Annotated in this window: 25 protein-coding genes; 8 read left to right on the forward strand and 17 right to left on the reverse strand. The window is 63.7% G+C overall.

Features of this window, described 5'->3' with window-relative positions:
- Positions 1-423 precede the first annotated feature (423 nt).
- From HBNXHr_RS06215 to HBNXHr_RS06225, 3 genes are all read right to left on the reverse strand, one after another.
- Positions 424-2,463 (reverse strand): bacterio-opsin activator domain-containing protein, encoded by a 2,040-nt coding sequence (locus HBNXHr_RS06215; protein WP_275883570.1) that lies wholly within the window; start codon positions 2,461-2,463, stop codon positions 424-426.
- A 74-nt stretch (positions 2,464-2,537) separates the two neighbouring features.
- Complete coding sequence (gene crtI / locus HBNXHr_RS06220; RefSeq protein ID WP_275883571.1) at positions 2,538-4,118, reverse strand: phytoene desaturase family protein; 1,581 nt, start codon at positions 4,116-4,118, stop codon at positions 2,538-2,540.
- Positions 4,115-5,194: a Brp/Blh family beta-carotene 15,15'-dioxygenase gene (locus HBNXHr_RS06225; RefSeq protein ID WP_275883572.1), complete on the reverse strand. Its 1,080-nt coding sequence runs from the start codon at positions 5,192-5,194 to the stop codon at positions 4,115-4,117. Before HBNXHr_RS06225 ends, crtI begins: the two co-directional genes overlap by 4 nt.
- Before the next feature lie 128 nt (positions 5,195-5,322).
- Between HBNXHr_RS06225 and brz the strand changes: the two genes are divergently transcribed.
- Positions 5,323-5,505: a transcriptional regulator Brz gene (gene brz, locus HBNXHr_RS06230; protein ID WP_275883573.1), complete on the forward strand. Its 183-nt coding sequence runs from the start codon at positions 5,323-5,325 to the stop codon at positions 5,503-5,505.
- A gap of 46 nt (positions 5,506-5,551) precedes the next feature.
- Here the strand turns inward: brz and HBNXHr_RS06235 are convergent, their stop codons facing one another.
- On the reverse strand, positions 5,552-6,289 hold the full coding sequence (locus tag HBNXHr_RS06235; RefSeq protein WP_275883574.1) for an SDR family NAD(P)-dependent oxidoreductase: 738 nt from the start codon (positions 6,287-6,289) through the stop codon (positions 5,552-5,554).
- Between the two features lie 79 nt (positions 6,290-6,368).
- Between HBNXHr_RS06235 and HBNXHr_RS06240 the strand changes: the two genes are divergently transcribed.
- A complete protein-coding gene (locus tag HBNXHr_RS06240; RefSeq protein WP_275883575.1) occupies positions 6,369-7,076 on the forward strand; it encodes a TIGR00266 family protein in 708 nt (235 codons plus the stop codon).
- Between the two features lie 18 nt (positions 7,077-7,094).
- Here HBNXHr_RS06240 and HBNXHr_RS06245 read toward each other — a convergent pair whose 3' ends face one another.
- Together HBNXHr_RS06245 and HBNXHr_RS06250 are read right to left on the reverse strand one after the other, a co-directional pair.
- Positions 7,095-8,489: a DUF402 domain-containing protein gene (locus HBNXHr_RS06245; RefSeq protein WP_275883576.1), complete on the reverse strand. Its 1,395-nt coding sequence runs from the start codon at positions 8,487-8,489 to the stop codon at positions 7,095-7,097.
- Positions 8,490-8,672: 183 nt separating this feature from the next.
- Positions 8,673-8,831, reverse strand: a complete 159-nt coding sequence (locus HBNXHr_RS06250) for a preprotein translocase subunit Sec61beta (protein WP_012795389.1) — start codon at positions 8,829-8,831, stop codon at positions 8,673-8,675.
- Between the two features lie 109 nt (positions 8,832-8,940).
- Here HBNXHr_RS06250 and HBNXHr_RS06255 point away from each other — a divergent pair, with 109 nt between their 5' ends.
- Positions 8,941-9,207 carry a thioredoxin family protein gene (locus tag HBNXHr_RS06255; RefSeq protein WP_275740476.1) on the forward strand — a complete coding sequence of 89 codons (267 nt, stop codon included), beginning with the start codon at positions 8,941-8,943 and terminating at the stop codon, positions 9,205-9,207.
- 27 nt (positions 9,208-9,234) lie between these two features.
- Here HBNXHr_RS06255 and npdG read toward each other — a convergent pair whose 3' ends face one another.
- On the reverse strand, positions 9,235-9,903 hold the full coding sequence (gene npdG / locus HBNXHr_RS06260; protein ID WP_275740478.1) for an NADPH-dependent F420 reductase: 669 nt from the start codon (positions 9,901-9,903) through the stop codon (positions 9,235-9,237).
- A 24-nt stretch (positions 9,904-9,927) separates the two neighbouring features.
- On the reverse strand, positions 9,928-10,827 hold the full coding sequence (locus HBNXHr_RS06265; RefSeq protein ID WP_275740480.1) for a TIGR01548 family HAD-type hydrolase: 900 nt from the start codon (positions 10,825-10,827) through the stop codon (positions 9,928-9,930).
- 105 nt (positions 10,828-10,932) lie between these two features.
- On the opposite strand from HBNXHr_RS06265, the gene HBNXHr_RS06270 reads away from it, so the two are divergent.
- Positions 10,933-11,454 carry an archaemetzincin family Zn-dependent metalloprotease gene (locus HBNXHr_RS06270; RefSeq protein ID WP_275740482.1) on the forward strand — a complete coding sequence of 174 codons (522 nt, stop codon included), beginning with the start codon at positions 10,933-10,935 and terminating at the stop codon, positions 11,452-11,454.
- Positions 11,455-11,565: 111 nt separating this feature from the next.
- A complete protein-coding gene (locus HBNXHr_RS06275) occupies positions 11,566-13,899 on the forward strand; it encodes a response regulator (protein ID WP_275883577.1) in 2,334 nt (777 codons plus the stop codon).
- Between the two features lie 14 nt (positions 13,900-13,913).
- Here HBNXHr_RS06275 and HBNXHr_RS06280 read toward each other — a convergent pair whose 3' ends face one another.
- The 6 genes from HBNXHr_RS06280 to HBNXHr_RS06305 all read right to left on the reverse strand — a co-directional run bounded on the left by HBNXHr_RS06280 (position 13,914) and on the right by HBNXHr_RS06305 (position 19,539).
- Positions 13,914-15,605 (reverse strand): L-lactate permease, encoded by a 1,692-nt coding sequence (locus HBNXHr_RS06280; RefSeq protein ID WP_275740486.1) that lies wholly within the window; start codon positions 15,603-15,605, stop codon positions 13,914-13,916.
- Positions 15,606-15,696: 91 nt separating this feature from the next.
- Entirely contained in the window at positions 15,697-16,461 is a 765-nt protein-coding gene (locus tag HBNXHr_RS06285; protein WP_275883578.1) for a PHP domain-containing protein, read from the reverse strand.
- A 65-nt stretch (positions 16,462-16,526) separates the two neighbouring features.
- Positions 16,527-17,087 carry a stage II sporulation protein M gene (locus HBNXHr_RS06290; RefSeq protein ID WP_275740490.1) on the reverse strand — a complete coding sequence of 187 codons (561 nt, stop codon included), beginning with the start codon at positions 17,085-17,087 and terminating at the stop codon, positions 16,527-16,529.
- 37 nt (positions 17,088-17,124) lie between these two features.
- On the reverse strand, positions 17,125-17,274 hold the full coding sequence (locus HBNXHr_RS06295) for a hypothetical protein (protein WP_275740492.1): 150 nt from the start codon (positions 17,272-17,274) through the stop codon (positions 17,125-17,127).
- A 114-nt stretch (positions 17,275-17,388) separates the two neighbouring features.
- Positions 17,389-19,221, reverse strand: coding sequence for a ribosome biogenesis/translation initiation ATPase RLI (locus HBNXHr_RS06300; RefSeq protein ID WP_275883579.1), 1,833 nt, complete (start codon positions 19,219-19,221; stop codon positions 17,389-17,391).
- A 24-nt stretch (positions 19,222-19,245) separates the two neighbouring features.
- Entirely contained in the window at positions 19,246-19,539 is a 294-nt protein-coding gene (locus HBNXHr_RS06305; RefSeq protein ID WP_275883580.1) for a hypothetical protein, read from the reverse strand.
- A 137-nt stretch (positions 19,540-19,676) separates the two neighbouring features.
- Here HBNXHr_RS06305 and HBNXHr_RS06310 point away from each other — a divergent pair, with 137 nt between their 5' ends.
- The gene (locus tag HBNXHr_RS06310; protein ID WP_275740499.1) at positions 19,677-19,946 is read left to right on the forward strand and encodes a helix-turn-helix domain-containing protein; all 270 of its coding nucleotides are present in this window, start codon (positions 19,677-19,679) and stop codon (positions 19,944-19,946) included.
- Positions 19,947-19,973: 27 nt separating this feature from the next.
- On the opposite strand, the gene HBNXHr_RS06315 is transcribed toward HBNXHr_RS06310, so the two are convergent.
- On the reverse strand, positions 19,974-20,630 hold the full coding sequence (locus HBNXHr_RS06315) for a dienelactone hydrolase family protein (protein WP_275883581.1): 657 nt from the start codon (positions 20,628-20,630) through the stop codon (positions 19,974-19,976).
- Positions 20,631-20,690: 60 nt separating this feature from the next.
- Between HBNXHr_RS06315 and HBNXHr_RS06320 the strand changes: the two genes are divergently transcribed.
- Complete coding sequence (locus HBNXHr_RS06320) at positions 20,691-20,843, forward strand: hypothetical protein (protein ID WP_275883733.1); 153 nt, start codon at positions 20,691-20,693, stop codon at positions 20,841-20,843.
- Here HBNXHr_RS06320 and HBNXHr_RS06325 read toward each other — a convergent pair whose 3' ends face one another.
- A complete protein-coding gene (locus tag HBNXHr_RS06325; RefSeq protein ID WP_275740503.1) occupies positions 20,844-21,272 on the reverse strand; it encodes a DUF5799 family protein in 429 nt (142 codons plus the stop codon).
- 62 nt (positions 21,273-21,334) lie between these two features.
- Between HBNXHr_RS06325 and HBNXHr_RS06330 the strand changes: the two genes are divergently transcribed.
- On the forward strand, positions 21,335-22,255 hold the full coding sequence (locus HBNXHr_RS06330) for an NAD(P)-dependent oxidoreductase (RefSeq protein ID WP_275883582.1): 921 nt from the start codon (positions 21,335-21,337) through the stop codon (positions 22,253-22,255).
- A gap of 16 nt (positions 22,256-22,271) precedes the next feature.
- Here HBNXHr_RS06330 and HBNXHr_RS06335 read toward each other — a convergent pair whose 3' ends face one another.
- A complete protein-coding gene (locus HBNXHr_RS06335) occupies positions 22,272-22,550 on the reverse strand; it encodes a C2H2-type zinc finger protein (RefSeq protein WP_275740506.1) in 279 nt (92 codons plus the stop codon).
- Position 22,551 lies beyond the last annotated feature (1 nt).

The raw sequence follows: 22,551 nt of genomic DNA on the forward strand, positions 1-22,551 counted from the left end.
GTGTCATAGAATCGTTCGCAAGTGCTCAGGAGATGAGTATAGTTCTTGCTCTGGGCTCGGTCTGGGGTACGTGTCGGCGCTGAAACGAGAGACAAGTATAAGCATTATACAGCTGAACAAATGAACGTGTCAGAACAGCCCTCCAGCAAGTCGAGTAATCTGGTCAGCACGGAAACCAAGATTACAGCCGTTTTCGTCATACTCGCTCTCGTATCGGTGTACGGCACTACCGCTGTGACTGATACGCAATGGGTCCACTTCGCCGTCCTCCTCGGTGTTGGCGTTATCGCCCCGACAGTCATCAACGAATGGCGTAGCTAATCGGATTCCGAACCCGACACACTATTGTGGCCCCATGAGACGCTCTCTCTGAGACGCCCTTGTGGTTGCAATCCGGTTCGACGGTCGGTCTCGAACCGCCGATCAGGCGTCGAAAAACGCCCGGACGAGTTTCTTCTCCGCGGTCCGGAGGTGCTGGTAGTACGTCGAGGGGACGACGTCCATCGAGTCGGCCAGTTCGTCGCCCTCGCTTTCGCGAGGCCACTCGAAAAACCCGCTCACGTAGGCTTTCCGAAGGGCAGTTAGCTGCCGGTCAGTCAGTTCGGACTCGACAGCGCTCCGGAAGGCCTGGGGCGTTTCGCCCGGTTCGTCGGCTTCGGTATAGGAAATCAGCGTCGTCGTCTCGTATGTCGATTCGAGATCCTCGACGATCGCGCGACCGTTCTGTTCGGTCGCGACCCGAAACGCGAGCTCGAGCCCGTCGGCGTCGATCGAAACGTCCTGGATGTCACCGCCGTACCCGGAGAGGATCGTCACGAACGGTGTCCCCGCCGTAACGATCTCGACCGTACACTCCTGCTCAGCCCGGGAGAGTACCGTCATGCCGGTAACGGCGTCGTATCTATCGACCCCCGCTCGGACAGCCGCCTCGTCCCCGGCATCGATCCGGAACAGGAACCGAACGCTTCCGTCGTCGGTCGCCCGGGCACCGCGGTAGGCGAGTTCGCCATCGAGTCGATCCGCCAGATCCGGTAAGAAGAGATCCTGATCCTCCAGCAAGACTTTGATCTCGAAAGTCGCGTCGGTCGTCACGGTCCGCTTGCTCAGGACGGCGTTGATGGCCGAGCCGATCGCCCGGCCAAGGGCAGCGAGAATCGTACGTTCGGTCTCGTCGAAGGCGTCCGGATCCTGGTCGTAGACGGCGAGGACGCCGTAGGTCGTCCGCCGGTAGACGAGCGGGATCACGACCCCCGAACCGGCCGATTCAGCATCTTCTCCGGAGGTCGATGCGCCGCCGACGGGCGATTCCAGTTCCGCGACATCCTCGAACCGCCGGACTTCGCCCCGGCGCAACGCCGTCCCGATCACGTCGGTGCCTGACGCGGCGTTTGGGTCATCGAGTTCGAGCGTCACGGGTTCGGTGCTCGTTTCGCTGTCCTCGGTGATCGTGATCGTCTCGGCGGGTGGATCGTATTCCCCGATCCACGCCCGGTCGAATTCCTCGCCGTCACCGATCCGTTCGACAGTCATCTCGTCGATGTCAGCGCGTGAATCGGCTCTGACGAGAATCTCGGTGACGTCGCTGACCAGCCCTTCGACGCGATCAAGCAGCCGTCGCAAGTTCTCCCGTTCGCGTCTGATCGCCGCCTCCGTTTCCCTGCGCTCGGTGATATCCTGTTGATAGCCGACAAAGTTGGTCACCGTCCCGTCGTCGTCACGGATCGGCGAGATCTCGAGGTTGTTCCAGAACGGCGAGCCGTCGGCGCGATAGTTCCGCAGTTCGACTGCGGCCGCCGCCTCGTCCGCCACGGCGTCCCGGAGTTCCAGGGTCGTTTCCGCGTCGGTCTCCGTGCCCTGGAGGAACCGACAGTTGACGCCGATCGCGTCTTCCTTCTCGTACCCCGTCATCTCCACGAAGGCGTCGTTGACGTAGATCAGAGGCTCATCCGGCGCGGTCGCGTCGGCGATCGTGATTCCGACCGGCGCTTCGTCGAGCGCTCGCTCCTTGAGACGCTGTTGTTCGGTCGCCGTGCGATCGTTGATCGGCATCCGGACCTGCCCCTCGCCGTCTGTCGGTTCCGGGACTGCGTCGTCGATGGCGTCGACGACGAGACTCAGTCTGTTCTCGCTCGTCCGTGGGACGTAAGCTGTAGCGTCGGCGGCGACTGCCCGGCGGGCGACCGCCCCTTCGGAAACGTCCGGGATGACGATGACCGGCAACTGCGGTCGATCCCGGCGAATCGATTCCAGCAGCGCCAGTCCGTCGAACCCCGACCCCACGTGGTCAGTCACGACGCAATCTATCTCGTCGGTGTCGACCCGTTCGGCGGCTGCCAGGAAGTCCGTCGCCGATTCGACGACGACGTTGTCCGCCGACTCCTGGATCCCGTCCGTCGATACCGGCGGGGTCTCCGGATCGTCCCCAACCCGAAGTATCCGCCGGACATCCCCAGCGCTGCTCATGACTTTCCTGTTAGCGGACGATCATTGTAAATGTGGGGCTCGAACCGAACAAACGCCGGTGGGTCGGCCGGCACTCACCCGAGCAACCGCTTGACGACGCCGCGCTCGCGTTCGTCCTCGATGACCGCCTGGGCGGCGTGCTCGCCGCTGATGATCGTCATCGGGACACCGATGCCCGGCGAGGTGAACCCGCCGACGTAGTACAGGCCGTCGACGCGCTTCGCGCGATGTGAGGGACGCATCGGCCCGGTCTGGAACAGTGTATGTGCCAGCCCCAGCGCGGTCCCTTCGGGGTAGTTGAGGCGTTCAGTGAAGTCATCGACACACATCGACGCTTCGGTGACGACTCGGTCCCGGAGGTCGACGCCGACGTTCGTGGCGAGGTCCTCGAGGATCCAGTCCCGGTATTCCTCGCGTCGTGCTTGGGTGTCTTCTAGCCCCGGCGCGATCGGAACAAGTACGACCACCGCGTGGTGGTCGTCGGGCGCGACGCCGTCGTCGGTGAGCGAGGGCACGGCGAGATAGTATGCGGGATCGTCCGGCCAGGCCGGGTCCTCGAAAATCGACGCGAAGTGAGGGTCCCAGTCGTCAGGGAACACCAGCGAGTGATGTTCGAGCGGGCCGACGTCGCCTTCGACGCCGAAGTACCAAAGCAGCGCCGAGGGCGCGTAAGTCTGGTCGTCCCAGTGATCGAGGTCGTGATCGCGTTTTCCGGGTGAGAGCAACTCGCGCTCGACGTGGGCCGGCGGTGCGTTGGCGACGACCCGATCGGCCCGCCGGCGTCCCTCGGTCGTCTGGAGGGCGAGCCCGGTCGTCGTTTCCTGGAGATCCGTCACCTCGACGCCCGTCCGATAGGAGACGCCGAGTTCCTCGCCGAGGTCGGCCAGCCCCTCGACGAGGCTGTACATCCCGCCTTCCGGGTAGTAGACGCCCATGTTGTAATCGACGTGGGACATGAGGTTGTACAGCGCCGGCGTGTTGTGTGGGGAGCCGCCGAGAAAGACCAGCGTGTACTGCAGCAACTGCTGGAGTTTCGGGTTCTCGAAGTACTCCTCGACGTGGTCCTGCATCGACCCGAGCATCGTCAGGCCCGGACCGGCCTGAACCACGCTGGGGTCCAGAAGGTCTCGAAACCGGGAGCGGTCTTCGTAGACGAAGTGTTCCATCCCCACGTCGTAGGTGTGTTCGGCCTCCGCGAGGTACTCCTCGAAGGCCTCGCCGCCGCCCGCTTCGTAGGCGGCGAAGATTCGTTTGACCTGGGTGCGATCCGGCGTGATCGTCACCCAATCACAGGGCGCGTCGACGTCCTCGTCGTAAGGCGTTCCGGCCCCGGGGACCGGATCACTGTCGCGGAAAAACACACGGTACTGCGGATCGAGCTTCAAAAGCTCGTAATACTCGTCAGGCTCGCGGTCGAACTGCTCGAAAAAGCGCTCGAAGACATCGGGCATCAGGTACCACGATGGACCGGTATCGAAGCGGAACCCGTCGACTTCAAGCAGGTTCGCGGCCCCGCCGAGACGGGGCTGCTTTTCGAGGACGGTCACGTCCGCGCCGGCGTCAGCGAGGAAGGCGGCGGCGGAGAGTCCACCGATCCCGCCACCGATGATGTCGACCGACCGGCCAGCGAGTGACCCGGCTGCATTTCCTGTCATGGCACGTACCAGATGCCGCGCTCGCGGTCCATAAATGAACCGACGACCACGTGCGGGAGTGCAATGATACTGATCGAGATGCTCCAAAAGGCGACCAAACCCGGTAACAGCGGCGCGCCACCGAGCGGCTCGCTCGCGACGAACAGGATCGTCCCGACGACGGCGGCCGTCGCGATCGACCCGGCGATCAACACGCCCCAGGCAGTCAGCGCGATCACGCGTGGGTCGTCGCTCTCGAGGAACGGCGTGAGGACGCCGCCGCCCTGTTCCGGGACGTCGTCCTCGATGGAGACGTGTCGCCCGACCTGTCGCATGGAGTACCAAAGCGGGAAGTACAGCCCGACGGCGACGACTACGGGCACGACCGCGAAGAAGGCGATCAGCAGCGCCGTCTCGGCGGCGTCGACGAGCCACGACCGGGTGCCGTCCCGGCGAAGATACCCCAACCCGACGTGTGCGACGGCGAGTGCGGCGAACCCAACTCCGATGAGGGGCCGGGTGATCGCGAAGTACTGTGCGAACGGTTCGAGCCCGCCGGGCTGGAAGATGTTCACCATGTAGGCGCTGAACGTCTCGAAGGTCCCCGGCCAGGCGACGATCGGAACGGCCATGACGACACCGCCACGGACCAGTGCGGCGAGATGACGCTGGATGGGCGTCCGGAGGTGACCGCTCCCGGTCTCGGCGTCCATGACGTGGAGGCCGCCGTAGCCGCCTTTGAGGACCGCGACGAGGATCGCAAGCGCGAGGCCGGCCACCGGCGCGAGGGCGAACAGGGTGATGAATCCTGCGACGAGCGCGAGATATTCGACGACGTAGCGCCACTGGAAGGTGAGGCCACGCTGGCGGATGTTATTGAAGTGTTCGTACCCACCGTGGGGCAGGTTCAGCGCGACCATCCCGAACAGATAGATGGCCGCTTGGGTTGTCAATCCGAGGCGGACCCCCGCTTCCTGGCCCACGACGAATCCGATGGCGATCGTCGCCAGCGCCACGCGAGACGCCACGATCGGTCGGTTCCCCGGCCACGAGACGGAGCCACGGAGGACCGACGATTGACGTGTCGATTGTGCCATGGGCCGAGGTTCGCCCGGCAGAGTCCTCAAGTACCCGCCCAACTCGTTTGGGTCCTTCCGGGACCAGCCACGATCGATGGCCGGCGATGACAGACCATTTATTTCGCCGGGGGACTACCTGGGGGATAATGGGGATCGAACAGTTGTCGTGTCCGGCGTGTGGGGCGACATTCGAAATGGGGTTGCCCAGGGATGTGACCGTCCAGTCCGTCACGACGGAGGATCGCGAGGAACCCGACGACGACCGCGTGAAAGTTCGGCCCAACGCGTGTCCCAACGGCCACGAGTGTTACGTCATGTTCCGGTTCTAGACGGCCGTCATGTTCCGGCTCTAGACGGTATCCATCGCCGCGCCGCTCAGACGCGTTCGGGCAGCCACCCGCCCGAGACCTCGACGTTCGCACCCGAGATGTAGTCACTGTCGGGATCGAGAAAGAACAGCACGGCCTGGAGCAGATCCTCGAAGTGAGCGGGACGACCACGCGGGAGTTCCTCAGGGAACTCCGCCGAGTTCTCGACGACGTACGGCGAGACCGCGTTGACGGTGATCCCATCCTCGCTGGTATCGGCCGCGAGCATCCGCGTGAACATCAGAACGCCCGCTTTCGCCACGAAATACGGGAAGTTCTTCGGGCTGACCAGTCCCTTCTCGCTGGAAGCGTAGCCGACGTTGACGATCCGGCCGTCGCCCGCCTTTCGCATTCCCGGCAGCGCGCGTTTCGAACACAGATACGTCGCGTCGAGATTGGTCTCCATCACGGTCTGCCAGGTGGCATAGTCGAGTTCGTCCCATCGCTCCGGGGCGAACGCGCCGACGTTGTTGATCAATATGTCGACAGTTCCGAGTTCGGCCTCGACGGCCTCGAACAGCGCGTCGACGCTGTCCGGGTCAGTCACGTCCGCCTGGACGGTCAATGCTTCGACGCCCGCCTCGCGGGCGACGTCGGCGACTACCTCGGCTTCCTCGGGGCTGGTTCGATACTGGACGGCCACGTCCGCCCCGCAGTCGGCGAGCGCGAGCAGCACCTCGCGCCCGACGCCGCGGGCGCTGCCGGTCACGAGCGCGGTCTGATCGTCGAGGGTCGGCGAGAGCATATTCCGGGTACGGGGGCCGACCACAAAATGGTCAGGACGGCGGGGTAGATTTATTGACCGGCCGGGAGACGCCCTCCTCATGGAGTACGACATCGAACACAGGCCCTCCTACGCGTTGCTCTCGGTCGACCTCGACCAGAGCGAGGCGATTCAGGCCGAAGCGGGCGCGATGGTCAGCCACACCGACGGGATCGTCATTGAGACCGAAGCCACGGGCGGCATCGTCGACTCGTTGAAGCGGACGGCCTTCGGCGGCGAGTCGTTCTTTATGAATACGTTCCGCGCCGACCGGCCGGGCCACGTCACGCTCGCCCCACCGCTGCCGGGCGACGTGATCGGCAAGGAACTCACGGACGACCGCCTGCTCGTCCAGTCGGGGTCGTTCCTGGCCGCCGAGACGGGGATCGACATCGACACGAAGTTCGGCGGCGGGCGAACCTTCTTCGGCGGCGAGGGCCTGTTCCTGCTCGAACTCTCCGGCACGGGTCGCACGTTTCTCTCAAGCTACGGCGCGGTCGAACGCGTCGACCTCGACCCCGGCGAGACCTACACGGTCGACACCGGCCACATCGTCGCCTTCGAGGGCTCGACCACCTTCGACGTCAAGAAGGTCGGCGGGCTCAAGTCGACGCTGTTCAGCGGCGAGGGACTCGTCTGTGAGTTCAGCGGCGAGGGGGCTGTCTGGCTCCAGACCAGGAGTACCGACGCGTTCCTGTCGTGGCTGATCCCGAACTTGCCCGCCGGTGACGGCGGGGATCACGACGAGGGGTTCAGTATCAACTTCTAGCCGCCCGCGGAACCGGGATCACGACAGCGCGCTCTCGACCGCACTCGCAACCTCGCGGGCCTTCTCGGCGAGTGCCTCGGGGACGTTGCCTGCCCCAACAGCCGCGTCGAGTTCGTCGTCGTCCACCCGCTCGACCGTCCCGTCTCTGTGTTTGACCACGTCGACGTGGAGATCGACGTACTGCACCTCCCCGGGGAACACCTCGACTGGCGTACAGACGTTGACGTACGTCCCGCGCTTTTGCCCGTCTTCGCCCCGGTAGACTGTCGGATACCACCACTTCCCTTCGGTGAACTTCGTGACGGCGACATCGCCCGCCCGGCGCTTCGTGCCCAGCGCGTCGTAGGTCCCACCGGGCGACATCTCGCGCTCGACGCGGATGGTCCCCGCCGGGTCGCGTTCGGTCACCTCGCCGCGCCCGAGACTGACTGTCCGACCGTCCGGCTTGCCGTGAGTTATGGAGACACGATCACCCACTTGCGGGCCGAACTGTCGGGTCACGACGTCGAACGGGAACGTTCCATCGAGGTCCGGGGCGAGTTCCTCGACGAAGTCCACGGCGGCGCTCGCTCGCTCGTCGCCCGCCTTGATGCGGTGATGGCCCGGCATCGTCGGCGTCACCGCCCGGCGATTATCGTCGAGCGCGAAACGTGATTCCCGGCCGAAAAACAGCCATTGCGTTCCACGACCCTCGACGATCCGACCGGTCGTCGTGCGTTCGTCGTGGGCCGTCAGTGCGTCGTCGATTTCGACGGCTCGATCGATCAATCCATCGAGGCTCGCTTCGAGCGCGTCGAAGTCGGCGTCGTCGGCGTCCCGACCCCAGGAGACCCGCCAGCCGTCGGGCACGTCGACGGAGAGGACGTCGAGCAAGTCCGGGCCCGCCGCGTCCGTCGGCTCCTCGCGGACCAGTGTCGCCATGTCGCCACGAACCGATAGCGTCGTCTCGAGTGCGGGGCGGTCGTCGCTCCAGGGGGCCGCCGGTTCGGCGACCTGCACCCGGAGCAAGTCGTCGGTTTCGACGTGTGCAGCGGTCGCGTGGAAGGGGAGAAACCCCTCGCGCTCGCCCAGATCGACGACGGCTCCGCTCCCCAGCGTCTCGGTGACGACACCATCGAAGATCGCGCCCTGGGACGGCGGATCTGCCCAGCCGAGCGTGTCGATCGCCACATCAAGGCTCTCACGAACGCGCTCGACGCCGAGTTGCGTTCCGACGATACTGATCCCCCGTCGCTGGCCGTCGGTTTCGATCCGCACGTCGGCCGGTTCGTCGGCGAACGTCGTCTCGAAGCGGTTCTGAATGGGAGGGGATGCCTGGACGACGGTGACACCGTCCGCCGCGCTCAGGCGTTCGGTAAGTGCTGTCGCGTAGATACCGCGTACTCGTACGGTGACTGACTCTCCGTCGGTCATACTATCGGGGAACTCCGATCGACGGGTCGCCATCGGTTCCGCTGCGTAACGTCGATTTCGACGGTCGGTACCACCCGTCAGTGTCCCGTCCCGTAGCGTTTCGTTGGGGACGATTCGTGTCCATACGCGGCAAAATGGTTGTCTCGTTTGAAAGCGTCGCGGTACGTCCCGCCCGCCCGCCGATCACGCGACCAGGTTCAAGACGAGCACCAGTACCCCAAAGAGTGCCCCGAAGGCAACGATCGTCTTGGGGTCGATCCGGATCGCGTTGCGGTCTTCGGCGTCGAAATACCTGACGAGACCGGCACTCGACATCAGCCCGCCACTATCGCTACTACTCATACCTGTACCTGCGTGATCAGCGCGCCTAAGTTTTTCGGCCTCTGGGTGTCGCTAAACCGCCGCAGTGAAAACGCTTATTTCGCCGCCTCGGCAACGTTTACTGGACATCATGACCGTTACCCTGATGGACTTTCATGCCGACTGGTGTGGCCCGTGTAAGACACAGGAACCCATTCTGGAGGAACTCGAGGACGACTGGCCGGAGGTCGACTTCGAGCGCATCGACGTCGAGGAAAAACAGGACATCGCCAACGAGTATCAGGTCCGGTCGCTGCCGACGCTGATCGTCGAGAACGACGATGGCGTCGTCGAACGGTTCATCGGCGTCACGCAGGGCGAGGACATCGAGACCGCACTCGAAGAAGCATCGGCCTGAGTTCTCCCGGGATTCCCGGCCCGATTCTCACTCGAACCGGACGCCGACGTCCTGGAGGTCGTCGTTGTACATTGCCAGGTTGATCAAAAGCGGCGTCAGTGATTCGACTTCGGCGGCGTTGTCGATCGGTCCCGCCCGGAGTGGGCGGAGTCCATCGATCCCGTCCGTGAGCACCTCGACCCGTTCGAGGGCGTCCTCGTCGTCGCCGATCAGGATGGCATCGAGGGACAACTCGATGTCCAGATTCGCGAGTTCATCGGCTGCGAGGTTGTGAAACGCGCCGACGACCGGGACGTCCTCGGGGGCGGCCTCGGCGGCCAGCGCCGTGACACTCCCGGCTCCCGGTCGATTGTAATGCATGCCGCTCTCGTCGCGCTGCATGCCCACGGCCGGACTCACGAGCACGGTCTCTGCATCGAGGCCGTCGCTGACCTGTTCGATCGTGTCCACGAGGTGATAGGCCGGAACAGCGGCGACGACCACGTCGGCATCGGCGGCCGCCTCGACGTTCGCGGCTGCCGAGATCGTCCGTTCCTCGCCGCGACTCGACAACTCGGTCTCGTACTCGTCGGCTTTCGACCGGGCGCGCTGAGCATCACGCGATCCGATCACGACGTCGTGAGACGTGTGATACGCCCACCGGAGCGCCAGCCCTTCGCCGATGTCGCCCGTCCCGCCCAGAATGGCTATTCGCATATCTGACGTTACCGACCGCATCCGTTAAGCCTGCTGCGATCCGGTACAATTCTCGCCTGGTTCGAGCAGTTCCGGCAAGTCGTTGACCGATTCGACGACCGCATCCGCACCCGCGCGCTCGAACTTCTCACGTCCGGACTCGCCGGTCAGCCCGCCGGTGAGGACGCCGATCCCGTGATAGGTCCGGTCCGGATCGCCCTCGGCAGCGTTGACGGCGGTGCGAACGTCGTCGAGAGTGTCGCCGGCGAACGCAACGGTGTCAGCGTCGAAGCGCTCGGCCAGGGTCACGAGTGCGTCCGGATCGGGCTTGCCCGCGTCCCAGTCGTCCATGGTGAAGCGGTGTGCCTCGGGAAGGTCCAACCCGACCCGGTCTAGGGCGATGTCGGCTTCAGGCGCTGGCCGGCCCGTCAGGACCCCGACTTCGAAGTTCGCGAGGAGCGCATCGAGCGTCGAACGCTCGACGATGACGGTTTCATCGTGGATATAGCCTGCCTCCGACAGTGTCGGTTCCGTCCCCTCGATCGTCCGGTACTTGTCGCTTCCCAGGTACAGTTGCTGAAACACCTCACGGAGTTGGTCTCGATCGAGCGCCGCGTGGATCCGCTCGCGAGCCGCGGCGTCCATCTCGTCGTCGACGACCGATCGCGCCCCGGAGAACCCGCCGCCCGAGGCCGCAATCCGGTCGGTAAACTCTTCGACGCAGCGGTCGAACCCTTCGCTGCGTGCGAGGACGTAGAGTGCGAGTGCGTCCGTCAGCTCCCAGTCGTTGTTGAATCCCCCGGCGTCTTTGAATGCCTGCAGTGTGGACCGTGAGATGGTTTCGCCGTGGACGCGCGCGACGGTGTCGACCACGGCTCGCCGATACGAGTCGGCGACGTCTACGAGCACGCCGTCCACGTCGAGTACCACCGCATCTGACTGCATGGGTATGTCCGCAGACACGCTCCGGCGTAAAGCAGTTTCCGACTGTCGAAGGGGCCTCGGCCGATCGGCGAGGTTTTTAAGCGTCCCCCGTCCATATGCGAATACATGCACGTCGACATCGTGCCGGTCGGTGACCTCCCTGCGATGGTCAAACGCGAAGCCTCTGCCGGTCTGCGAGCAGTCTATGACTGTGACGTCAGCGTCCACGACACCCAGTCGATTCCGGCCGGGTCTTACGATCCCGACCGCGACCAGTACCGCGCAGAGGAATTCATCGACCTCGCCAAACGGGAGGGAACTGGCGAGAAGAACATCGCGATCACCGACCGGGACCTGTTCTACCGCCGCCGAAACTACGTCTTCGGGCTCGCGTATCTCGACGGCAACGGGAGCGTCATCTCGACCCATCGCCTGCAGATGACTTCTGACGGCGGTATCTCGAACAAGTCGAATACGGAGGTGTTCGCCGAACGCGTCCGGAAGGAAGTCGTCCACGAAATCGGGCACACCCTGGGGCTGGAACACTGCGATAACAAGCGCTGTGTCATGAACTTCTCGCCCAGAGTCCGTGAGGTCGACGTCAAAGAGCAGACGCTGTGTGGGAGCTGTCAACGTCGTGTTTTCTGACTTCCTATCGATTCGTGGCCATTTACTCCGGCCAACCAATTATTGGCAATGGCCCAGTTAACTAGGACGGTGATGAATGCATCCGTATCTGATACGATACGCGTCCTCTGCGTGGATGACGAGCCCGACGTTCTTGCGCTGACGGCCACGTTCCTCGAACGCGAGAATCCCGACTTCGTCGTCGAGACGGCAACGAGCGCGGATGCGGGGCGTGAACGCCTCGCGGACGGCACTTTCGATTGTGTCGTGTCCGATTATGAGATGCCCGGAGCAAACGGGATCGAATTTCTCGAAACGGTCCGTGAGGGCCGGCCCGATCTCCCGTTTATCCTGTTCACGGGGCGGGGATCCGAGGAGATCGCGAGCGACGCCATCTCGGCCGGCGTCACCGATTATCTCCAGAAGAGCGGTGGCTCCGAACAGTACACAGTGCTGGCAAACCGGATCGAAAACGCGGTCGAGCAGGCCCGGTCACGGCGGTTGCTCGAACGCAGCCAACGGCGGCTTCGGGAAGTCATCGATGCGTTGCCCCATCTGCTGTACATCGTCGACGAAACCGAGACGTATTTGCTGGCCAATCAGGCGCTGGCTGACTTCCACGGGACGACGGTCGAGGCAATCGAAGGAGCACGCGTCCCCGAGATCATCGGCGAGCCGGCCGCCGAGCAGTTTCGAACCCATCTGACGGACGTCTTGAACTCATCCGACCCAATATACGTCCCCGAAGTCGAACTCACTGTCTCCGAGGGGGAGACACACGTCTTCGAATCGCGTCTGTTCTCCCACGAACTCGCTGGAACGGACACGCAGGCGGCTCTCGGGCTCGCGGTCGATATTTCCGACCACATCGACCGGGAGCGGCAACTCCAAGAGACGAACGTCCTGCTTTCGACGCTGTTCGATACGCTCCCGGTCGGTGTGCTGGCCGAGACCGAATCGGGAACGGTACTTTCGGTCAACCAGCGCCTGCTCGATCTGTTTGCCGTTACCGGTTCGCCGTCGGATATCGTCGGGACGGACAGCCAGCAACTCAAACGGGAGATACGCGGGAAACTTGCCGATCCGGATCGATTGCCGGATCGGACCGACGACCCGACTATGACGCCTGCACCGGAGGCTGCCCGGCAACTCGACCTTGCGGACGGCAGCACCTTCGAACGGAGCTACCGCCCGGTCGACCTTCCGGACGGGATGGGGCATCTCTGGGTCTATCGCGACGTGACCGAACACACCGAACGCAAAGCGGAGTTGGGCACGATCGTGGATCGCCTCGAAAACCTGCACGACGCAACCAGAGACCTCATCCGGGCTGAAGACCGGGAAACGGTCGCGAGGCTCGTGGCCGACTCGGTGCGTTCGATTCTCGATCATCCGAGCAACGTGGTTCGGCTCCGTGACGGTGCTGTTCTCCGACCGGTCGCCGTGACCACCGGAGCGAAGGCGGATCTCGGTGACCGACCGTCCTACGCGATCGGCGAGGGGTTTCCCGGAGAGGTGTATGAAACGGGCGAACACCGACTCGTCGAGGATTTCGAGGCGTGCGAACGCGACGTCGATAACGGCCCACATCGGTCCGCATTGTATCTCCCGATCGGCGATCACGGGACGCTCTCGATCGGCGACGACAGTCCGGAGACGTTCGACACACTCGATCGGACGCTCGCGACCGTCCTTGCCAACAATGCGGCGACTGTCCTCGACCGGTTAGCCGGCGAGCGGACGCTCAGACGTCAAAACAAACGGCTCGCGGAGTTTGGACGCGTCGTGGGCCACGATCTTCGAAACCCGCTCGAAGTGGCTCGAACGCGCTGTCGACTCGCACGCGAGGACCACGATTTCGACCACTTAGAGGCTGTCGAGCGGGCGCATGAACGCATGGAGACGTTGATCGATGACCTCTTTGTGTTAGCCCGAAACGGAGAGATGCCATCTGACCAGGATTGGCTCGAATTCGGCGCACTTGCAAACGACTGTTGGGCGACTGTCAGTACGGGAGCTGCCACGTTCGTCAACGAAGCCGACGACCGGATTCGTGCCGACGAGGGTCGCCTCCGCGAACTGCTCGAAAACCTGTTCCGGAACGCCGTGGAACACAGTTCCACGAGCCCTGACTCGCAAGCTCGTCAGAACGCAGTCGAGCATCGCTCGACGAGTCCTCGTTCGCAAGCTCCGGAGGACGCTGTCGAGCACGGGGGCGAGACGGTCCAAGTCCGCCTGGAAACGACAGCCGACGGCTTCGTCGTCGCCGACGACGGCCCGGGGATCCCGGCCGGCGATCGCGACCGCGTCTTCGAGGTCGGCTATTCGACCACGGAGGACGGCACCGGGTTCGGCCTCAGCATCGTCTCACAGGTGGCTGATTCCCACGGCTGGGACGTGACGGTCTCCGAGAGCACACATGGCGGCGCGCGATTCGAGTTCACGGGCGTCGAACTCGAGCAGTAGCGTTCGGATCGTCCTCAGAACACGCCCGGCCCGACGATGTAGACCAGAAGCGTGCCAATAGTCCCCACGAACAGCGCGAAGATGACCGTCGGGACGGCGACCTTCCGAAGGATGTCACCCTCCCGGCCGGCAATGCCGACGACGCCACAGACCGCCGCGATGTTCTGGACCGAGATCATGTTGCCGACGCCGCCGCCGACGTTCTGGATCGCGACGATCATGCCCCGCGAGAGGCCGACGTTCTCCGCGGCGTTGTACTGCAAGGCGTTGAACAGGATGTCAGAGACCGTGTTCGAACCAGTCACGAACGTCCCCAGTGCGCCGATCCAGGGCACGATCATCGGCAACGCGCCGCCGGCAGCCGTTGCCAGCACTTCCGAGAGCACCTGCATCATGCCCGCGATGTTCTCGGGATTGGTTGCCGACTCCTGCATCACCTGTGTGAGCGAGACGACGATGACGAGGGTGAGTGCCGCCGGTGCGACCTGTCGGACCGACTCTCGCCAGGCTTCGACGGTCCCCGAAACGTCGAGTCGATAGAGCAGTCCCGTGCCGATCGCGATCGGCATGAACGGCATCGTGCCCGGCAGGTACAGGTACTCGATGTCCCATCCGAGCTCGGTCCCCAGCAAGTTGCCGATCTCGAAGGTCACCGCCTGCAACTGACTCTCGATCCCGAGGCCGGGCCATCGAGTCACCAGGAGGAACCCGGCGACCAGCAGATACGGCGTCCAGGCCAGCCAGACCGGCATGTCCTTGGTCGGTTCGTCGTCGCTGATCGAATCGAGACTCAGCCCGCCAAGCCAGGTGTCCGACCACCGACTGCGGTCGGGGAACGTCCAGGTCTTCTCGGGGACCAGAACGTCGTACTGTGCCATGACGATACCCAGACCGATGACCACGAACCCGGCGGCGATGTCGGGCAGCGAGTAGCCGATGAACCAGGCGACGGCCCACTGGACCAGCCCGGTGATGACGCCGAGAACCAGCGCGAACGGAACCATCGGGGCACTCGAGCGCGCTGCGCCGCCCAAAGACCGCTCCTCCTCGTCCCCGAACCAGTAGATCAGCAGGAAGACGCCCAGTAGTCCCCAGAAGACGAACGTCAGTCCCGTCATGACGCCGGTCCAGGCCGAGACGATCGACTTGAACTCCGCGACCCCGATGGTTCCCGAGAGCGTCGACGATAGGGTTTCGACGCCGGCGTTGATCGGCGTCCCCGCCGCACCGAACTGTGGATTCGGCGCGTTGAAAAACAGGCCGAAGACAGCCGCCGCGAGCGGCGGGAACCCCAGGCCGATGAACAGCGGCGCGGCCAGCGCCCCGGGCGTCCCGAAGCCGGCGACGCCTTCGATGATGGTCTCAAAGCCCAGTCCGATCAACAGCAACTGGACCCGTCGATCGTTCTCGACGCGCCGGAAGAACCACCGGATCGTGCTGATCGCCCCGCCGACCTCCAGATAGTTCATCAGCAAGATCGCGCCGAAGACGATCAGGATGATGTCGACCGCCTCGAGGACACCCTTCAACGCGGCGGCTGCCAACCACGTCCCTTCCATGCCCCACACGAAAAATCCAAGCGCTGCCGCGATCACCCAGCCGACTGCCATCGATCGTGCCGCCGACCACCGTAACCCGGCCAGCAGGACGAACGCAACCACGATCGGCAGGCTCGCCGCCAGCGCCAGGAGCACAACACTCGTCATATTGGGTTCACTGACACACTCGCCTGTAAATAGTCACACGGTTCTATCCGGGGTTTGCCACGATCGATCGGGTGTGTTTTTCGGCGAGTCCTTACGGGGGACACTCGACGATCGGCAGGTTCCACTCCTCACGGACCTCGCGGAGTTCGTCGCTGCAGTCGATCAGCGAGTCCGGCGCGTGGGCGTCCGAACCGATCGTAAACGACACGCCAGCGTCAAGCAGCGTCTTCGCGAAGGGTTCGCTCGGATGGAACTCGCCGTAGGCGTCGAGCACGCGGCCGGCGTTGATCTCGGGTACAGTCCGAGAATCGGCGAACGCCTCGGCGATCCGCCGGTAGTGATCCTCGGTCAGCAAGCCACGAAGCGCCTCGTTTCGCTCGACCAGATCGACGTGAGCGGCGATCTCGAACAGTTCCGAGTCGATCAGCGAGAGCAGGTGCTCGACGTACGTCTCGACGGCAGCCTCACGGTCCGCCTCTGGCAGGTCGGCGAAGTACGGTTCGTTGTGGACGTTTACCCCCTCGATCGCGTGGACGCTCCCGATGGCGTATTCGAAGTCGGCGTCTTCGAGGAAGGATTCGATCGTGGCCTCCCGATCGGCGTGGTAGTCCATCTCGACGGCGTCGAACAGCCGGAGGTCGGTCCCGTCCCGCGCCCGGTCGATTGCCCGTCGCCGGCGCTCGTAGGTGAGGTCGAGATTGAACCCCATGGTCTCGCGGTAGGACTGATCGGCGTCGAAAACATTGCAATGGTCGGCAAAGCCGACGCCATCGAGGCCGGCCCGCTCGGCGGCATCGATCATCTGGGGAAGAAAGGAGCCGTCGGAGTAGGTCGTATGGACGTGGTAATCGAACATGGCGTAATGTATCAAAGCTGGCGGATTACCGGTTTCGCTTCGGTCCCAATCGACTTCCGTGTCTGTCAGGACACTACCCGGGCGATCTGCAGGGTGAGATCGGCTTCGATGACAGCGGCGACAGCGAGTAACGCGCCGATGAGAATCATCCACCCCACGGTGTGCAGCAGGTGACGCGGGATCGGAATCTGCCGATTCTTGCCTGAGGCGACTTTCCAGAGGACGTGCGTCCAGCGAAATCCGAGGGCCGTGGCCAGCAACAGCGCAGGGATTTCAAAGAGCCCGTGTGGCACGATCAGGGCGGCGGTGACGCCTGGACCGAGTACCGTCGACGCTTCCCCCAGCACGGACCCGAGTGCAAGCCCGTTGAGCAGGAGAATCAACACCGTCGCGACTCCGATCGTCAAAACGCCCCCGATCAACTGCAGGCAGACGATACTGTTGTGAACGAACAGATCGAACGCCGAGAGCTGGATCGCCTCGAACCCGCCGTCCGGAACCGTCCGCACCGGGAGCGGTGACGTCGTTGCGTTCTTATAGCCCACAGCCACGCCAAGCACGGCGAAACAGCCGTACAGGACTGTCGCGACCCCAGCGTATGGGACGACCCCGCGGACAAACGGCATCGCAACATATCGACGGACGGATCGACGACCAACCATCTTAGAACCGAAACAGGATCGTCCCCAGGAGTAGGATCGAGGGGATCAACAGAAAGAATCCCAGTATCCCGCCGAACAGGAACATGACTCCGTTCAACCCTAGCGTGAGAACGACTGCGACCAACTTCTGCCCCAGTGTCAATTGCGCCATGATACGGATCTATTGACACAATCATATAAAATTACCTATGTCTGTTCTGAAAATATACTGGCTACATTGGTTGTGAGCCCAATCCGCAGGAGGTTTCCACCCACTCGACCGGCGTTATTCGGGCGCGTAGTAGTACTCGCCCGCGTTCTTCTGCTCGCGGTCCAGCCGACTCTCGGGCTTGTTGATCCGGGGGCGGCCCGTGCGTTCGTCGCGGCGGAAGGTGATGTCGAGGTTGCTCAGGAAGTCGTTCATGCCCGACCGCATCGACTGGGGGGTGCTGGCGTGGCCGGCGACGGCGGGTTCACCGTCGAAGACGAGCAGGCGGTCGGCCAGCAGGTCGATCATGTAGATGTCGTGGTCGATGACCATCGCCGTCGCGTCGTGGTTCTCGGCGTACCGCCGGATGGCCGACGTTGCGAGCACTCGCTGTTCGACGTCGAGGTGGGCGCTGGGTTCGTCCAGCAGATAGAGGTCGGCCTCCCGGGAGAGACACGCCGCGATGGCGACGCGCTGGCGTTCGCCACCCGAGAGGTCCGTGAGTTGCTGCTCCATGATCCGCTCGAGCTGGAGGGGCTGAGCGATCTCGGTGTTCCAGTAGGAAGTGCCGAAATCGTCGGCGATCGAACCGAGGAACGCGTCGACGCGCATCGGCTGATCGACCTCGACGTACTGTGGCTTATAGGAGATGTCGACGCTCGCGTCGAGTTCGCCCGCGTCGGGTTCGAGCCGGTCGGCCAGTAGCTTCGCGAACGTGGACTTCCCGATCCCGTTGGGGCCGACGACGCCGAGGACCTCGCTCTCGCGGATCTGCCCTGCCTCGACAGAAAGCGAGAACTCACCCTCGCCGTAACTCTTCTCCAGCGCCGGGTACTCGATCACGACGTCACCCGTCGAGACCGTCCGCGGGGCGTGTTCCTCGAACTCGATGGCGTTCTGGCGGATCCGCATGTTCTCGTTTTCGAGGTATCCCGAGAGATACTCGTTGATGCCGTTCTTGACGGACTTGGGATCCGTGATGACACCGAACGCGCCGGGTTCACCGTACCCGACGTGGATCACGTCCGCAAGCAAGTCAAGGATCGCCAGGTCGTGTTCGACGACAAGCATCGAGCGGTCCTCCTCCTCGGCCATCTCCTGGATGAGTCGCGCCGCGGTCATCCGCTGGCCGATGTCCAGATACGGCGAGACCTCGTCGAGGAAGTAAAAGTCCGCGTCACGCGCGAGGGCGGCCACGAGCGCAACCCGCTGGAGTTCCCCGCCCGAGAGCGTGTCGATGTCCTGGTCGACGACCGGTTCGATGCCGACGCGCTCGATCAATTCGTCGAGGACGCCGCGCTCGTCCGTGCCTTCCAGCAGTGCGCGCGTCGTCCCGTCGAACTGGTCGGGGATCTCGTCGACGTACTGGGGCTTGCGGGCAACCGTCACGTCACCATCCAGCAGCGATTCGAGGTAGTCCTGGAGTGCGGTACCGCGATACTCATCGAGGACGGACTCCCAGTCGCCGCTCGTGGCGCTGTCCCCAAGGTTCGGCGTGAGTTCGTCCGCGAGGATGTGAACGGCTGTGGTCTTCCCGATCCCGTTGGGCCCGAGGATGCCGGTTACGCGCCCCTCGCCGGGGGCCGGCAGGCCGTACAGCGAGAAGGCGTTGTCGCCGTAGCGATGGACCGGGTCGTCGTTGAGTTCCTGAGGAAGATTGATGATCTGAATGGCGTCGAAGGGGCACTTTTCGACACAGATCCCACAGGTTTCGCCGAGACAGATCTCCTCGCTGATCCAGACCTGGTCCGGGTCACCTTCGAAGGGCTCCCCGTCGTCGTAGTGGTCTTCGCGCTCGACAATGCACTCCTTGCCCGTCCGGTTTGGCGGACAGAAGTTGACACATTCGTAGTTACACCGATCGGGCTGACATCGATCGAGATCGACGACCGCGATAGAATCATCTGCCATGTATTGAATTCTCCTGAGTCTTCGTTAGGCCGTGGTAAGCAGGATACTCCAGGTGACAAACCAGAGCGAAAACGTCATAAATCCGACGTAGAGGTAGTCTTTCGCCGAGAAATCGTCGAGGTCGATGCCCACGGCATACAGGATCGGGAACTGGGCGACGGCCGCGGCGATGACGAGACCAAGCGCCGACTGTGACTCCGCGACGGTAAACAGCATGTGGGAGGCGACGCCGGCGATCACCCCGCCGATCGTCGAGAGGGCGGTGACCGTGACGCTTCTGGCGTGGCCGGTCAGCCGGTGTGATGTTTCGGTAGCCATACCGCATCATCGGCTACGGGGGCTAAAAAGCCGTTCGTTCGAGTTAACGGGAGCCCTACGGGCCAGGGTCTCTTCCGGGGCCGCCACGAAAGACAACTCCTCAATATTTATACGGACGGCGACCGTTGGTTCGGTCAATGGCTGAATCTGACGAGGAAGACATCACAGACCTCCCGCCGAGTGCCAAACTCGTCTTCAAGGTCCTCGAATACAAGGGCCCGCTGACGCAGAAGGGAATCGTCGAGGAATCAATGCTCTCGGCCCGGACAGTCAGATACGCGCTCGAACGGCTCGAAGAGGTCGATGTCGTCTCCGAGGATGTCTACTTCGCTGACGCCCGACAGAACCTCTACGAACTCACGACCGAGGACGCCACCGAGCAACAGGATCAGGCCGTCTCGGACTGAGTCGACCTTCTCCGGCTGTTTTCTCTTCTACCGTGACGACTTCGTGTCAGTGAGGAGATCTTCGATCATCTCCCTGACGAACTCGCGTTCGTCGTCGTTGACACCGTGGCCCATCCCCTCGTAGAGACGCTTCGTCACGTCGGCGTGTAAGTGCTCGAACACCGCTGCGGTCTCCTCGACCCGCTCGGAAGCGATGTGCGGGTCGACATCGCTACAGCCCAGAAAGACCGGCGTGCCATCGAGGTCGCCGTCGTAGTCTTCGACGTCGACTGTTTCGCCGATGAGCCCGCCGCTCAGCACGGCGAGTCCGCCGTATCGCTGTGGGTTGCGCGCGACGTACTCGCTGGAAAGGCACGCCCCCTGAGAGAACCCCAGAACCAACACGCGATCACGCTCGATGCCGGCGTCGATGGCCGCCTCGACGGCGTCGTCGATCGCCGCCAGCCCCGACGATCGGCCGGGTTCGTTCGACTCGACCGGCGCGGTGAAGGGGTTTGGATACCACGTATTCCGGGCAGCCTGTGGCGCGAGGTACGCCACGCGCTCGCTGGGGAACCCCTCGGCCATCCTGACGATGCTCTGGGCGGTCGCGCCGCGGCCGTGGACGAGGACGGCGGCAGCATCGGCGTCTTCCAGCGGTGCACCAGCGGTGACGAGTGGTTGGTCCTGATGTGGTCCGGTCACTGCTAATCACGTCAGAACACGCCGCCACGTCGCTTAAGCTCGTTGCCAACGGAAGTTTAGGTGTATGCCGACAGTCGAACTCGAAGCCGAAACGATCAACGGCTGGACAGTCTTCGGGTCGACGACGAATCCGACGACGAGATCGTGACCGAGTTGATCAACATCCACGAGACGCAGGTGCTGACGTTGTTCCACGGCGGCGACGAGCTCTGATCACGAGCGGGCCAGTTCACAGACCTCCGCCCAGCGACCGCGCTCTTCGAGCCGCGTCTGTAGCGCCGTGGCGTACTCCGCGGCCAGATCCTCGGCCGTCTCACGGAGCTGATCGTCGGCTTCACTGCCGCCGAAGACGTCCTTGACACTATCGAGCAGGCCGCCGCTGTTGTCGGCTGTCGCCGCCCCACCGGGTTGGCGGTCGCCGATGCGTCGGATCTCATCCATGACACTCGTGAGTTTCTGCGCGTCGACGACCAGTTCGGCGGTCTCGGGATCCTCCGGGCCGTCGATCTCGAATTCGACTGCAGTCATGACCAGGCCCCATTGCTGGCTGGAGAGAGGCGAGGCCGCGACGCGGTCGGCGAACTCCTGGTCGGTCTGCATGCGTTCGGCGGCGATCCGCTGGGTCCACGATCCGTCAGTCATATCCTCGCGTTGGTCCCCCGGACCCATGAGCGTTTTCGCCACGGTTCGCAACGTTTCTGTCCATGGCGGCCGAACTAGCTGCCACCATGCAAACAGTTGGATTCATCGGGCTCGGCGCGATGGGCGCGCCGATGGCCGAGAACGTCGCCGACGCTGGCTACCCGCTGGTCGTTTACAACCGGACACGATCCCGTACCGAACCGTTCGCCGAACGTGGGGAAGAAGTCGCTGACTCCCCCGCGGAGGTGGCCGAACGTGCCGACAGCGTCGTCGTGATGGTCACCGACGACGAGGCGCTGGAAGCGGTCCTCGAAAGCGAAAACGGGCTGCTCGCCGGTCTCACGACAGACACTACCGTCATCCAGATGAGTACGGTCACGCCGGCCGCCACCGAAGCCGCGGCCGAGGCAGTCCGGGACGCCGGTGGGGAGTACGTCGACGCGCCGGTCTCGGGCACGGTCGGGCCGGCCGAGGAAGGGACGCTCACCGTCCTCGCGGCCGGTCCCGAGGAGTTGCTCGACAACGTCGAGGGAATTCTCGCGGCGATCGGCGACCCGATCGTCGACTGCGGCGCGATCGGCGACGGCGCACGCATGAAGCTGTTCGTCAACCTCCTGCTGGGGGACATGATGGGGGCCTTCGCCGAGGCGCTCGCGTTCGGCACGTCACAGGGACTCGATTACGACGACATGTTGACCGTCGTCGAGGCAGGGGCCGTCGACTCGCCGCTGTACTCGATCAAAGGCGAGAACATCGCCGACGGGGACTTCGAACCGCGGTTCCCCGTCGACCTCCAGTTCAAGGACCTCCGGTACGCCGTCGAGGAGGCCAACGACGCGGGCGTCCCGCTCCCACAGACTGCCGCCGCACGCGAGACGTTCAGCGCCACGAGCGGGATGGGCCACGGCGAGGAAGACATGGCCGCGGTCGTGAAGTTCTTCGAGAGCGTGGCCGGGCTCTCGGTCGGCGAGCAGGATTCCTAACGCGTCGAATCTCCGCCTACACCAGCGCGTAGGCCATCAACAGTCCGAAATACAGGATCACCAGTGCGATCAGCGCCTTGAGTCGAAATAGTCGCAGCCGCTCGGATTCCTCGTCGTAGGCATCCTCAAACGCATCGATATCGTTCGAGTCGAGCGCTTCGGCGTGTGCCTGCCCGCGATGGAACCGCAGGAGTTCCTCGCGGACGAACGGGCGGCCGCACTCTGGACAGCGCGCCGGCGTGGCGTCGTCGGGAACCTCGTACGTCGTGGGGTCGAACGATTGTGGTTCGGTCATG

Origin of the sequence: Halorhabdus sp. BNX81 (genome assembly GCF_029229925.1) — an archaeon.
Taxonomy (GTDB): Archaea; Halobacteriota; Halobacteria; order Halobacteriales; family Haloarculaceae; genus Halorhabdus.